14 protein-coding genes are annotated in these 12,810 nt (G+C 73.4%); 7 read left to right on the top strand and 7 right to left on the bottom strand.

Annotation, left to right across the window (positions count from 1 at the left end; translation table 11 throughout):
* Positions 1-14: 14 nt before the first annotated feature.
* Positions 15-686, top strand: coding sequence for a hypothetical protein (locus CD790_RS34955; RefSeq protein ID WP_186319296.1), 672 nt, complete (start codon positions 15-17; stop codon positions 684-686).
* A 6-nt stretch (positions 687-692) separates the two neighbouring features.
* Here CD790_RS34955 and CD790_RS29580 read toward each other — a convergent pair whose 3' ends face one another.
* From CD790_RS29580 to CD790_RS29590, 3 genes are all read right to left on the bottom strand, one after another.
* Entirely contained in the window at positions 693-1,691 is a 999-nt protein-coding gene (locus tag CD790_RS29580; protein WP_144386447.1) for a zinc-binding dehydrogenase, read from the bottom strand.
* A 64-nt stretch (positions 1,692-1,755) separates the two neighbouring features.
* The gene (locus CD790_RS29585; RefSeq protein ID WP_144386448.1) at positions 1,756-2,718 is read right to left on the bottom strand and encodes an LLM class flavin-dependent oxidoreductase; all 963 of its coding nucleotides are present in this window, start codon (positions 2,716-2,718) and stop codon (positions 1,756-1,758) included.
* 77 nt (positions 2,719-2,795) lie between these two features.
* Positions 2,796-3,980, bottom strand: coding sequence for an FAD-dependent oxidoreductase (locus CD790_RS29590; protein WP_144386449.1), 1,185 nt, complete (start codon positions 3,978-3,980; stop codon positions 2,796-2,798).
* Between the two features lie 171 nt (positions 3,981-4,151).
* On the opposite strand from CD790_RS29590, the gene CD790_RS29595 reads away from it, so the two are divergent.
* Positions 4,152-4,811, top strand: coding sequence for a pentapeptide repeat-containing protein (locus CD790_RS29595; protein ID WP_144386514.1), 660 nt, complete (start codon positions 4,152-4,154; stop codon positions 4,809-4,811).
* Positions 4,812-4,837: 26 nt separating this feature from the next.
* Here CD790_RS29595 and CD790_RS29600 read toward each other — a convergent pair whose 3' ends face one another.
* Positions 4,838-5,335 (bottom strand): hypothetical protein, encoded by a 498-nt coding sequence (locus CD790_RS29600; protein WP_144386450.1) that lies wholly within the window; start codon positions 5,333-5,335, stop codon positions 4,838-4,840.
* A gap of 275 nt (positions 5,336-5,610) precedes the next feature.
* Between CD790_RS29600 and CD790_RS29605 the strand changes: the two genes are divergently transcribed.
* Positions 5,611-6,531, top strand: a complete 921-nt coding sequence (locus CD790_RS29605; protein WP_144386451.1) for a zinc-binding dehydrogenase — start codon at positions 5,611-5,613, stop codon at positions 6,529-6,531.
* 58 nt (positions 6,532-6,589) lie between these two features.
* Here the strand turns inward: CD790_RS29605 and CD790_RS29610 are convergent, their stop codons facing one another.
* Both CD790_RS29610 and CD790_RS29615 read right to left on the bottom strand, forming a co-directional pair.
* The gene (locus CD790_RS29610; protein WP_144386452.1) at positions 6,590-7,675 is read right to left on the bottom strand and encodes an S-(hydroxymethyl)mycothiol dehydrogenase; all 1,086 of its coding nucleotides are present in this window, start codon (positions 7,673-7,675) and stop codon (positions 6,590-6,592) included.
* A gap of 138 nt (positions 7,676-7,813) precedes the next feature.
* Positions 7,814-9,445 carry a M4 family metallopeptidase gene (locus CD790_RS29615; RefSeq protein ID WP_144386453.1) on the bottom strand — a complete coding sequence of 544 codons (1,632 nt, stop codon included), beginning with the start codon at positions 9,443-9,445 and terminating at the stop codon, positions 7,814-7,816.
* Between the two features lie 434 nt (positions 9,446-9,879).
* Between CD790_RS29615 and CD790_RS29620 the strand changes: the two genes are divergently transcribed.
* Positions 9,880-10,104: a hypothetical protein gene (locus CD790_RS29620; RefSeq protein ID WP_144386454.1), complete on the top strand. Its 225-nt coding sequence runs from the start codon at positions 9,880-9,882 to the stop codon at positions 10,102-10,104.
* Between the two features lie 74 nt (positions 10,105-10,178).
* Positions 10,179-10,433, top strand: a complete 255-nt coding sequence (locus CD790_RS29625; protein ID WP_144386455.1) for a hypothetical protein — start codon at positions 10,179-10,181, stop codon at positions 10,431-10,433.
* Between the two features lie 70 nt (positions 10,434-10,503).
* Here the strand turns inward: CD790_RS29625 and CD790_RS29630 are convergent, their stop codons facing one another.
* Entirely contained in the window at positions 10,504-11,079 is a 576-nt protein-coding gene (locus CD790_RS29630) for a TerD family protein (RefSeq protein ID WP_144386456.1), read from the bottom strand.
* Between the two features lie 195 nt (positions 11,080-11,274).
* Here CD790_RS29630 and arfB point away from each other — a divergent pair, with 195 nt between their 5' ends.
* Both arfB and CD790_RS34960 read left to right on the top strand, forming a co-directional pair.
* A complete protein-coding gene (arfB, locus tag CD790_RS29635; RefSeq protein ID WP_399218441.1) occupies positions 11,275-11,703 on the top strand; it encodes an alternative ribosome rescue aminoacyl-tRNA hydrolase ArfB in 429 nt (142 codons plus the stop codon).
* Positions 11,704-11,908: 205 nt separating this feature from the next.
* Positions 11,909-12,775 (top strand): hypothetical protein, encoded by an 867-nt coding sequence (locus CD790_RS34960; protein ID WP_186319298.1) that lies wholly within the window; start codon positions 11,909-11,911, stop codon positions 12,773-12,775.
* Positions 12,776-12,810: the final 35 nt, after the last annotated feature.

A 12,810-nucleotide genomic window follows, 5' to 3' on the forward strand; every position in this document is an offset into this window, starting at 1 on the left:
GACAGGAGCCGACCATGACGACCGGAACGCCACCGTGGACACCTCCCGACGGTCCCGGGACCGGGGTGCAGCCCGCCGGGCTGTGGTGGGACGCGGTGAAGGTGCCCGCCGTGATCGCCGCGCGGGCGCTCGATCTGCTGGGCGAGGAGGACCGCGGACCCGTCGTCGAGGACCCGTACGGCGCCGTCTGGTACTGGCTCGTGCCGCCCGGGGCCGCCGCGGACTGGACCATCCATCGGGTCCTGGCGCGCGGCTCCCACCTCGCGCTGCCGCCGCGCGGGCGCGTCCGGGGGCCGGGGCCGCACTGGCGGGTGGCCCCGGACGGCCGGGGCGGGTTCACCGACGCCGAGCGACTGCACACCGCCCTGCGGGCCGCGAACGCGTGCTTCAAGGTCTGCCTCGGCTGCCAGCGGCTGACCGACGAGCCGGTCGAGTTGGCGGTGATCCACGGCGCCGGCGCGGGCCGTACGCACTACGCCTGCCCCGCCTGCGCGCCGCGCTTCCCGCGGCGGCGGGACCCGCTGGTGGACCCGGCCGCCGTCCGGCGGGCGATCGGCGAGCGGCGGACCTGGCGGGCGGCGATCGTCCATCTCACCGAGTGCGCCGACTGCCGCGCGTCCGATCGGGGATGCGCGGCGGGGCGGAGGCTGCTGCGGGCACACCGCGCGGCGCTCGGCGGCGGGTGAGCGGTCCTACGGGACCAGCACCACCTTGCCGATCGTGCCGCGGGTCTCCAGGGCCGTGTGGGCCCTGGCGGCCTCGGCCAGCGGGAAGCGGTGGACCAGGGGCACGAGGCGGCCGGAGGCGGCCTCGGCCATGGCCTTCTCCTCCAGTTCACGGACGGCGCCGGGCCGGCTGACGAACGCGCGCCACTCCGCGGTCTCCAGGACGGAGAGGGAGGTGACGCCGAGCTCGGCGAGCTCCTCCGCGGTGAGCTTCAGCGGGCCGCCGCCGGACCAGCCGTAGACGAGGTGGCGGCCGCCGGGGGCGAGCAGCCCCACCGCGTCGCGGGCCACGTCGCCGCCGACGGCGTCGAAGAGGGCGGTGGCCGCGCGCTCGCGGCCACCGAGGGCCGCGCGCACCTGGGCGGTCCAGTCGTCGGCGGTGTAGTCGACGGCGACGTCGGCGCCGAGCTCGCGCACCCGGGCGACCTTCTCCGGGCCGCCGGCGAGGCCGATGACGGTGGCGCCCACGTTCTTGGCGTGCTGGACGAGCAGCGAGCCGATGCCGCCGGCGGCCGCGGTGACGATCGCGACGTCGTCCGCGGTGAGATCGGAGAAGCGCAGCACGGCCATGGTGGTGCGGCCGGTGCCGATCATGGCGATGGCGTGGTCCTCGCGCAGGCCGTCGGGCAGCTCGTGGAGCTTCTCCACGGCGACGACGGCCTTCTCCGCGTATCCGCCGGGTGCCAGGCCCAGATGGGCGACGACGCGGCGGCCCAGCCACCGCTGGTCGACGCCCTCGCCGAGCGCGTCGACGGTGCCGGCGACCTCCCGGCCGGGGATGGTGGGCAGCTGCGGCGGCTCGGGGTACGGGCCCAGCTCGCCCTGGCGCAGCGCGGTGTCGAGCACGTGCACGCCGGCGGCGGCGACGACGACGCGGACCTGGCCGGGGGCGGGCTCGGGGTCGGCGACCCGCTCGTAGGCGAGGTTCTCGGCCGGGCCGAAGGCGTGGAGGCGAATGGCGTGCATGGTGTTCTCCAGGGTGGGGTCGTCGGGGAGGGGGGAGAGGGGCGCTGACGGGGGCGCGGCGGGCTCAGAGCAGCGCAGCCGCCTCCGCCAGGAGCTCGTACTGCTGCCGCCAGTTCTCGGCGGGCGTGCTGAGCACGATCCGGGCGGCGCCCGCCTCGGCGTACGCGGCCAACTGCTCGGCGGCCTGAGCCGGTTCGCCGCCGATCATCACGGCTCCGGCCTGGTCGGCCGGGACCCCGTAGGTCTCGGAGACCAGCCTGGTCACCTGCTCGCGGGGCCGGGTGGCGGGGCCGAGGCCGAAGGGCAGGGCGACCGAGACGCCGGGCTGCTGCGCGCGGCCGACGCCGGCGGCGAGCTCGGCCAGCACCTCGCGGCCGGTGGCGAGTTGGCGCGGCGGGGCGAGGGACGGGAACCACTGGGCGCCGTACTGGACGGCGCGGCGCAGCGCGGCCGCCGAGGTGCCGCCGATGAGCAGCGGCGGGGCGTCGACCTTGGGGGTGAGGGTGAGCTCCGGCGTGCCGGGGTGGTCGGTGAGGCGTACCGGCTCGCCGGAGAGCAGCTCGGGCATCAGGTCGAGCGCGCGGTCGAAGAGCCGGTCCCGGTCCTCGTAGGCGAGGCCGGCGGCCTGCCAGGCGGTGGTGTCGCGCACCCCGCCGCGCCAGCGGGCGCGGGGGCCGGTGCCGCCGGAGCCGACCCCGAGCAGCACCCGGCCCCCGGAGAAGTGCTGGAGGGTGGCGAGGCGCTGGGCGGTCTGGACGACGGGGTGCAGCGGCAGGTGCAGCACACCGAAGCCGATTCCGATGCGCTCGGTGACGGCGGCGGCGGTGGCCAGCGTCAGCCCGGACTCGACCATCGTGGTGCGGCCGACGAGGTGGTCGCCGGTCCATACGTGGGCGAATCCGAGCTCCTCGGCCCGCCGCGCGGCGGCCGTGATCTCGGCCGCCGTGCCGCCGGGCTCGGGGCCCACCGAGGGGAGGAACACGCCGATCTCTGGCTTGCCTGCTGGTGTCTTCGCCGTCTGCCTCATGTCTCCAAGCCTCCAACTTCAACTTGGGTTGAGGTCAAGTGATCTCCGGGTGTGACGACGCTCACCTGGGGGTCCGCTCACCCGGCGCGCTCGCTCAACGCCCGGTCGCCGGAGACGCGTTCGCCCAGGGCGCTCGCGACCGCCTCCAGGGCGCTGCTGAACGACACCTCCGAGAGCACGCCCGGCGCCGCCACCTGATCACCCGCCAGATAGACGCCGTCGCCGCGGTCCACCGCCGGCCGGTCCCGCCAGGTGCGTCCGGGCAGGTCCACCGCGCCGGTGCGGCCGCCCGCCAGGGCCTCCCGACGGTACGTCACCCGCTCACGCCAGCCAGGGAAGCCCAGGTCCAGCAGGCGTTCGGCGCGCGCGACACCGGCCTCCCGCCCGGTGCCGGGCGCGACGGGCAGCTGGGCCTGGACCAGCTGCTCCCCGGCCGGGGCCAGCGTCGGGTCCTGGGCGGTGAAGCGCTCGATCCAGCCGGGCGCGTCCAGGTCCGAGACGACGAAGGCGTCGCCGCGCCGGGTGCGCAGCCCGAGGTCGAGCAGCGCGCAGCGGCCGCTCTCCCAGCTCAGCGAGGGGTCGCCGAGCAGTCCGCGGGCCGCGTCCAGCGAGGTCGCGACGATCACCGGGCCGTGGCCGGCCGGCAGCGCGTCCAGGGAGCCGACCCGGGCCCCGGTCTCGATCCGGACGCCGAGCGCGCGGGCGTGGTCGGCCATCCGTCCGATCATCGTGCCCCAGCCGCCGCGGACGTACGTCGCCTCCGGCGGCAGCGAGGTGACGCGCCGCAGCCGCTCCTGCACGAAGGCCGCCGACAGTCGCCCGGGGTCGTGGTGGAAGAGCGCGACGGCCATGAAGTGGGCCGCGGCCCGCGCCCCGGCCTCGCCGACCCGCCCGGCCGCCCAGCTCGCGAAGTCGGCGTCGACGGGTGCCTCCTTGTGGCGCGCCAGCCGGAGCAGGGCGAGCGGCGGTACGCGGTGCAGCCGCCCGGCGCGGTGGAAGCGGAACCGGGCCGCCTCGCGCGGCGGGACGGCCGCGAGCTCGCCGAGCAGGCCGCGCCGCTTCAGCCACGACCAGTGCGGGCCGCGGTTGTACAGCGCGTGCGGGCCCTCGTTGGTGCGGTACGGGCCGTCGGCGGTGCGGGCCCGGCCGCCGAGGGCGCGGTGCGCCTCGTACAGGGTCACCCGGGCCCCCGCCTCCGCGCCGCCGATGGCCGCGACGAGCCCGGCGAAGCCGCCGCCGACGACGGTGATGTGCTGCTGCATGGACGTTCCCTCCCACGGTGGGGTCGATCGTTTCGCCGGTACGACGGACGGGGCGGCCGCGGGCGTGACATCCAGGCGTTGTCAGTGGCGTAGGTCACGATGGGGGGCATGGCGAGCGACGGCACGGGCAGGGGCGACGGCAAGGGCAGGGGTGGCGGCGGTGGGAAGGCGGTGCGGGCGGCGCGGCGGGCGGAGGTCGTGCTGCCGCCGCTGCGGCCGTACGACGGCGGGGCGGCCTGGGAGCGGGAAGGGGACTACGACGGCCTGGAGTTCGCTGACACGGACTTCGGCGGCCGGGACGCGCGCGGCGCGCGCTTCCTCGACTGCGCGCTGCGGCGCTGCGCCCTGGACGAGGCGGTGCTGAGCCGGGCCCGCCTCATCGACTCCGTGCTCACGGAGGTGCGCGGGGTCGGCGCCGACCTGTCCGAGGCGCGGCTGCGCGAGGTGGAGGTGCGCGACGCGCGGCTGGGCGGGGTCCAGCTGTACGGCGCGGAGCTGGAGCGGGTGGTGTTCCGCGGCGGCAAGATCGACTATCTGAACCTGCGGCAGGCCCGGCTGACCGACGTCGTCTTCGAGGGCTGCGTCCTGGTCGAGCCGGACTTCGCCGGTGCCCGGCTGGAGCGCGTCGCCTTCGTGGACGCCACGCTGACGGGGGCCGACTTCAGCGGCGCGGCGATGACGGACGTGGACCTGCGGGCGGCGGCCGGGCTCGACATCGCGCGTGGCGTCGACGGGCTCGCGGGAGCGGCGATCAGCCCGGGGCAACTGCTGGAGCTGGCCCCGGTGTTCGCGGCCCGGATGGGGGTGCGGGTGCTGGCGCCGGGGGACTGACGAGGCCGGCGCGACCGCCGGGGCTCCTAGGTGCGGGGGAAGCGCGCCTGCAGCTCCCAGATCGCGGGGTTGTCGCCCAGGCCCTCGTGCATGTCGACCAGGTCGGCGATCAGGTCGTGCAGGAAGTCACGCGCCTCGCGGCGCAGGGCGGCGTGGTTGAAGGTCAGCGGGGGCTCCTCGACCGGCACCCAGTCGGCGGTGACGTCGACCCACCCGAAGCGGCGCTCGAACAGCATCCGGTCCGTCGACTCGGTGAAGTCCAGCTCCGCGTGTTGGCGCCGCGCGGAGCGGCTCCCCTGCGGGTCGCGGTCGAGCAGCTCGACGATGTCGCACAGCGCCCACGCGAAGTCGAGCACGGGCACCCATCCCCAGGCTGTGGACAGCTCGCGGTCGGTCTCGGTGTCGGCGAGGTAGACGTCGCCGCAGAACAGGTCGTGGCGCAGGGCGTGCACATCCGCCCTGCGGTAGTCGGTCTGCGGGGGGTCGGGGAAGCGCCGGGAGAGGGAGTAGCCGAGGTCGATCACGGGGTCGATGGTGTCACGCCACCGGCCCACCCGCCGCCACGGGCCGCCCGCCGTCACGGGGTCACGGGCCGCCGCCACTATGAGCCGCCCGCCGCCCGCCGCCCGCCGCCCGCCGCCCGCCGCCCGCCGCCCGCCGCCCGCCGCCCGCCGCCAGGGGCGGGGGCGGGGGCGGGTCGTAACGGCCGGCCGTCGGGAGAGGGGAATAGGGCCGCAGAAACGGAGGTTGCCTCCGGGTGTGGGCCGGTCGGCCCCCGATGACGAGGAGTGGAGAGAGCATGCGGGCTTTGATCTACGACCCCGAGGCGCCCCAGGGGCTGCGGCTTGACGAGGTCCCGGACCCGGTTCCGGGGGAGGGGCAGGCCCTGGTCGAGGTGCGGTCGATCTCGTTCAACTACGGGGATCTGAAGTACCGGCCCGAGCTGGTCGAGCCGGGCGCCGTCTCCGGCTGGGACGCGGCGGGCGTCGTGGTGCGCGCCGCCGCCGACGGCTCGGGGCCGGCCGTGGGCACCCGTGTGGTGACCTTCGGCTGGAACAACGCATGGGCCGAGCTGCGCGCGGTGGACACCGCCGAGCTGGCCGTGGTGCCCGACTCCGTCGACCTCGGCGCCGCCAGCGCCCTCCCGGTCGCCGGCGTCACCGCCCTCCAGGCGCTGCGCAAGCTCGGCCCGGTGGTCGGCCGCCGGGTGCTGATCACCGGCGCCTCCGGCGGCGTCGGTCGCTTCGCCGTCCAGCTCGCCGCCCGCGCGGGCGCCGAGGTGGTCGCGGTGGTCGGCAGCCCCGAGCGGGCCGAGGGGCTGGCCGAGCTGGGCGCCCAGGAGGTCCTCATCGGCGACCTCGAGAAGATCTCCGGGCCGCTCCACGGGATCCTGGACAACGTCGGCGGCCCGCTGCTCGGCGAGGCCATGTTCCACCTCGCCCCGGGCGGCGTCGTCCAGTGGATCGGCAACGCCTCCCAGCAGCCGCTCCAGATCGGCGCGAAGCTCCGCGAGACCCGCAAGTGGCGGCTGGAGACGTTCTTCGTCGACACTCCGATCGGCGCCGACCTCCAGTACCTCGTCGACCTCCTCACCCGCGGCGAGCTCGACCCGCAGATCGGCTGGCGCGGCCCCTGGGACCGCGCCCCCGAGGCCGCCGAGGCCCTCTTCGGCCGCCGCGTCCAGGGCAAGGCGGTGCTGGACCTGCCGCCTCGTGGGTGACGACGAGAGCCGGTGAAAGGCGGCGGGGCGGGGAGCACTCCGCGCCCCGCCCGACGGCCTACAGCAGTACCACGGACCGCAGCACCTCACCGCGCTCCATCCGGGCGAACGACTCCTCGACCTCGTCCAGCGTGATCGTCTCGCTGACGAACGCGTCGAGAGGGAGCCGGCCCTGGAGGTAGAGGTCGATCAGCATCGGGAAGTCGCGGGAGGGCAGGCAGTCGCCGTACCAGGACGACTTGAGCGCCCCGCCCCGCCCGAAGACGTCCAGCAGCGGCAGCTCCAGCTTCATCTCCGGGGTCGGCACCCCGACGAGCACCACGGTGCCGGCCAGATCGCGGGCGTAGAACGCCTGCCGATAGGTCTCGGGGCGGCCGACGGCCTCGACGACGACGTCCGCGCCGTGTCCGCCGGTGAGCTCGCGGACCCGCTCCACCACGTCCTCGGAGCGGCCGTTGACGGTGTGGGTGGCGCCGAGCGAGCGGGCCAGCTCCAGCTTCCGGTCGTCCAGGTCCACGGCGATGATCTTCGCCGCGCCGGCCAGTCGGGCGCCGGCGATCGCGGCGCAGCCCACGCCACCGCAGCCGATCACGGCCACCGAGTCGCCACGGCCCACCCCGCCGGTGTTGATCGCGGCGCCGAGTCCGGCCATCACCCCACAGCCCAGCAGCCCGGCGGCGGCGGGCGCGGCGGCCGGGTCCACCTTGGTGCACTGCCCGGCCGCGACCAGGGTCTTCTCGGCGAAGGCGCCGATGCCCAGGGCGGGCGAGAGCGGGGTGCCGTCGGCCAGCGTCATCGGCTGGGCGGCGTTGTGGGTGTTGAAGCAGTACCAGGGGCGGCCGCGCAGACAGGCGCGACACTGGCCGCACACCGCACGCCAGTTGAGGATGACGAAGTCACCGGGGGCCACCTCGGTGACGCCCTCGCCGACCGACTCCACGACGCCCGCCGCCTCATGGCCGAGCAGGAACGGGAACTCGTCGTTGATGCCGCCCTCGCGGTAGTGCAGGTCCGTGTGGCACACGCCGCACGCCTGTACCCGGACCACCGCCTCGCCCGGGCCCGGGTCCGGGACCACGATCGTCTCCACCCTGACCTGCTCGCCCTTGCCCAGGGCCACCACTCCGCGCACGTGTTGAGTCATGCGGTCAGCCTAGGCGGGGGTGACGCGGGGCGGCACGAGCGAAACGGGCCGCACCCGGGGGTGGAGGGTGCGGCCCGCTTCGCGGTGGAGGCTCGCGGGGGAGGCACTACCCCGCGGCCGCCTCGGAGGATCCGGCGATCACTTCACGTTGATGGCGGTCCAGGCCGCCGCCACCGCCTTGTACTCGGCGCTGCTGGAGCCGTACAGGTCGGCCGCCGCCTTCAGGGTGCCGGTGCGGGCCGCCTTGTAGTTGGTGGTCGAGGTGAAGTACGTGGTCAGCGCCTTGTACCAGATCTTGGTGGCCTTGTCCCGGCCGATGCCGGTGACCTTCGAGCCGTCGTAGGTCGGGCTGTTGTAGCTGACGCCGTTGACGGTCTTGGCGCCGCTGCCCTCGCTCAGCAGGTAGTAGAAGTGGTTGGCCGGGCCGGAGGAGTAGTGCACGTCGACGCCGCCCAGGCCGCTGTACCAGTAGTCCTTGGAGGCGCCGTCCTTGCTCGGCTTGTCCTGGTAGCGCAGCGGGGTGCCGTCGCCGTTGATGTCGATCTTCTCGCCGATGAGGTAGTCACCGGGGTCGGAGGAGTTGCCGGAGTGGAACTCCGTGGCGGTGGCGAAGATGTCCGAGGTCGCCTCGTTCAGGCCGCCCGACTCACCGCTGTAGCGCAGGCCCGCCGTGTTGGAGGTGACGCCGTGGGTGAGCTCGTGCGCGGCCACGTCCAGCGAGGTGAGCGGGTTGGCGTTGCCCTCGCCGTCGCCGTAGGTCATGCAGAAGCAGCTGTCGTCCCAGAACGCGTTGACGTAGTTCTGGCCGTAGTGGACCCGGCTGTAGGCGGCCTTGCCGTCGTTCTTGATGCCGTTGCGGCCCAGCACGTCCTTGTAGAAGTCCCAGGTGGCCGCGTGGCCGTAGGCCGCGTCCACGGCCGCGTTCTGCCGGCCGCCGCCCCACACGTCGTCGGCGTCGGTGAACAGGCTGCCGGTGCCCGAGGTGCGCTGGTTGAGGTCGTACGTCTTGTGACCGCCGCGCGCGCCGTCGGTGAGGTTGTAGGTCGAGCCGCTCCTGGTGGTGGTCAGCGGCACCGTGCCGTTGTAGTCGCCGGTGCCGGTGCCGGTCTCGATCCGCTCGTCGCTGAAGAGCTTCTCGCCGGTGGCGGCGTCGGTGATGACGTGCAGTTCGCTCGGCGTGCCGTCGTGCTGCAGCCCGGTGACCACGGTCTCCCAGGCCAGCACCGGCTTGCCGTTCGCCGCCCAGATCACCTTGCGCGGGGCCTTCTTGGCGTCGGCCTTGCCGGTCTTCCCGGCCGCGGCCTTGAGCGCGGTCTTCTCGGCGCTGGCGGCCGGGACCTTGGCGTCCGTGCCGGACACGGCTATCCGGGCGGTCGTCGCCTTGGTCACGCTGCGGGCGCCGCTCTTCTTCTCGTGCACCACGAGGTCGCCGCCGAGGACCGGGAGCCCGGCGTAGGTGCGCTCGTAGCGGGTGTGGACGGTGCCGTCCGCGTCCTTGAGGACGTCACGGACGACCAGCTTCTCCTTGGTCCCGAGCCCCAGGGACTCGGCCTCGGCGCCCACCCGCGTCTGCGCCGCCTTGATGGCGGAGGCCCGCTGATCGGCCGTCAGCAGCAGCGCGCTGGCACCCGCGGCGCGGTCCGCACCCGCGTCACGGTCGGGCTGCGCGTTGGCGGCACTCTGGACGCCGACGACCACCATGGCGGCGGAGGCGACGAGGGCGGCGGCGCGGAGGGCGTTCTTGCGAGGGGAGGAAGCGGAAAGTCTCACTCGATCTCCTTGCACGGGGCCGCGAGAGGGCGGCCGTGTGGGGGACGGACAGCCTTGGGTGAGGCCGTCCGGTGGTGCAGGTGATGCCGATGTGCTCACCGATGCAGCGGCGAACGTCCAGAGACTGACATCGATCGAAGTGATCTGACAGGTTCGTAACAAGAATTTGACTTTTGGCTGTCCGTTACCGGTCGTTACGTGTCCGCTATATGGTGAACAGGCCCTGAAGCACGGGGACTTATGAAGCGTCAGTTCCGCTTGTCTCGCCGATGTGCGAGGTCGATCCGGGGCGACGAGGTCGGGTCGGTGGCCGCGCGGTCGCCTGTGCCGGCGGCGGTGGGGGCGGCCGAAAAGGCTCCCGGCAAATACCCGCAACCACTGAGGAACGGTACAGTCCGGCCATAAGCCCCAGTAGACCTCTGTGGAGGCACGACGTGGCCGATCACGGCAACGGTTCCCCGGGACGCCGCGGTGAGTGGACCGACCACCGCTACGCCGACCTGGTCAGGCAGGTGCGCCAGCAGGCGGTGGCCGCCGCGCGGCACACCGGCGGCCGCTCCTGCCCGGTCTGCGCCGGACTCGGGGCGGTGGTGATGCAGCGTGCGGGCAAGCCCTTCAGTCTGCCCTGTATCGCCTGTTCCGTTCCGCGTGCGTCCTAGGAGCAACCCCTATCCGGGTGATTCGGATGGGATGCGGGAGGACTCCTGAGACGGCTCGCGTACCCTGCGCCGCGATGACCGAATTCGTAGACGAAGCCCGCTCCCGCACCGCGCGCCTGCTCCGGATGGCCGCAACCGAGGACGGCCGCACGCGGGCGCGGATCATCGAGTACGCGGACACCACCCCCGAGCCGCCGCTCATGGGGCGCGACGGCATCCGCACCACCGGCTGCCCCCGCTGTCGCCGCACCATGTGGTGGCAGCGCGACGCCGGCGGGCCGCTCTGGGTGTGCGCGTCCTGCGGGCACGTACAGGACCCGGGGCCCTGAGAACGAGCGAGGGCCGCCCCTCGGAAGGGGCGGCCCTCGGTCATGGCCGGGACGCGGCGCGGGTCGTCCGTCAGACGTTGACGCCGAAGTCCTTGGCGATGCCCACGAGGCCCGAGGCGTAGCCCTGGCCGACCGCGCGGAACTTCCACTCGGCGCCGTGGCGGTACAGCTCGCCGAAGACCATCGCGGTCTCGGTGGCGGCGTCCTCGCTCAGGTCATAGCGGGCGATCTCCGCGCCGCCGGCCTGGTTGAGGATGCGGATGTAGGCGTTGCGCACCTGGCCGAAGTTCTGGCTGCGCGACTCGGCGTCGTAGATGGAGACCGGGAAGACGATCTTCTCGATCTCGGTCGGGAGGCCCGCCAGGTTGACGTTGATCTGCTCGTCGTCGCCCTCGCCCTGGCCGGTGAGGTTGTCACCGGAGTGCACGATGGTCTGGTCCGGCGTGGACTTGTTGTTGAAGAAGATGAAGTGCTGGTCGGAGTGGACCCGGCCGCCCGCGTTGACCGCGATGGCGCTCGCGTCGAGGTCGAAGTCGGTGCCGGTGGTGGTGCGGACGTCCCAGCCGAGGCCGACGGTGACGGCGGTCAGGCCCGGTGCCTCCTTGGTGAGGGAGACGTTGCCGCCCTTGGACAGGCTTACAGCCATGGGGAGTCCCTTTCATGGTCGAGTCGTCGGGCTTCGTACTCCGGACGAAGCTACCGTCACCCTGCTCAACGCGAACGAGGGACCACGAGGTTCCAGCTCTCTTTACTTTCTTTGCCGAATCCTGATGCCGGCCGTCCACGGGGGCCGAGCGGAATTGGGGTGACGGGGTCCGCGGGGCGCGGGATCATAGGTGTCATGTCCGGGCCCCACGTCATCCGTGGCTCGGTCTCCCTGCCGGAGACCGAGCTCATGTGGCGTTTCTCGCGCTCCTCCGGCCCCGGCGGCCAGCACGTCAACACCAGCGACAGCCAGGTGGAGCTCCGCTTCGACCTCGCGGCCACCGAGGCGCTCCCCGAGGTGTGGAAGCGGCGCGCCCTGGAGCGACTCGCCGGCCGGCTGGTCGACGGGGTGGTGTCCGTACGGGCGTCCGAGCACCGCTCCCAGTGGCGCAACCGGGAGACGGCGCTGGTCCGGCTGGCCTCGCTGCTGGCGGAGGCGACCGCCCCGCCGCCCAAGCCGCGCCGCCCCACCCGTGTGCCGCGGGGCATCAACGAGCGGCGGCTCCGGGAGAAGAAACAGCGCGCCGAGACCAAGCGCGGCCGCAGCGGTCGCGACTGGGGCTGAGCGACCCGCTCGCCCACGTTCCCGTTCGGGGCCGGCGGCCCGCCCGGGGTCGCGGCCCACTCGGCGGGGGTCCCTGCTCGGCCTCGTTCCGTTGCTGCATTCCGGTGTGTTTTGCCGCCGTGTCGGCTTGGTGTGCCCGCCTCGCTACTGATTGTCCGTTAAGTGGAGATAACGGAAATTAATCCGATCTCAGTGAGGTGGCGTCATGCTCCATTCCATTCCTCGGGGACTCGCTGCCGCGAGCATCGCGGTGGCGATCGCTGCGGGCCCGATGACCGGTGCGGCCTTCGCGGCGTCCGCTCCCGCCGCCGCGCCGTCCGTCGCGGCCCACGACTGCGACTCCAGCTCCAGCAAGTCCGAGAAGAAGGACAGCAAGAAGCGCACGGGCGACAACTGCGACAACGGGAACCACAACAACAACCACGACTACAACAACAACCACCACTACAACAACGACCACAACGGGCGTGACGACGACCGTGAGTACAACCACTACCACCACTACTTCCACCACTACGACAAGGGCCGCCACGACAACGGCCACCGTGGCTTCGACTGGAAGGACGTCATCAAGTACGCCCTGATCGGCCACCACGGGGGCGGCCACGGCGGCAACGGCCACAAGGGTGGTTACGGCGGCTTCGGCCACAACGGCGGCGGCTGCGGCGACAACGGCTACGGCGGCTTCGGCCACCACGGCGGCAACGGCGGCCACAACGGTGGTCACGGCGGCTACGGCGGCTACGGCCACAACGGCGGCGGCAACGGCGGCTACGGCGGCAACGGCGGCCACAACGGCGGCTACGGCGGCAACGGTGGCTACGGCGACAAGAGCGGCTACCGCCACGGCGACGACAACCACGACGACAACGGCAACGGCAACCACTACAACGGCAACAACCACAACGGGAACCACCACAACGGCGACAACCACAACGGCGGCCGCGGGGACTACGGCGGCTTCGGCGGTCACCGGGGCGACTACGGCCACCACGACGACAACGACAACGGCGGCTGCGAGTTCAGCATCACCAAGAACGCCCTCGGCGGTCTGTTCGCCGTGAACTTCTAGTCCGCGTCACCTGGTCGGCATCACCCCCCGGATCG

This window comes from Streptomyces sp. SAJ15, assembly GCF_007595705.1.
Taxonomy (GTDB): domain Bacteria; phylum Actinomycetota; class Actinomycetes; order Streptomycetales; family Streptomycetaceae; genus Streptomyces.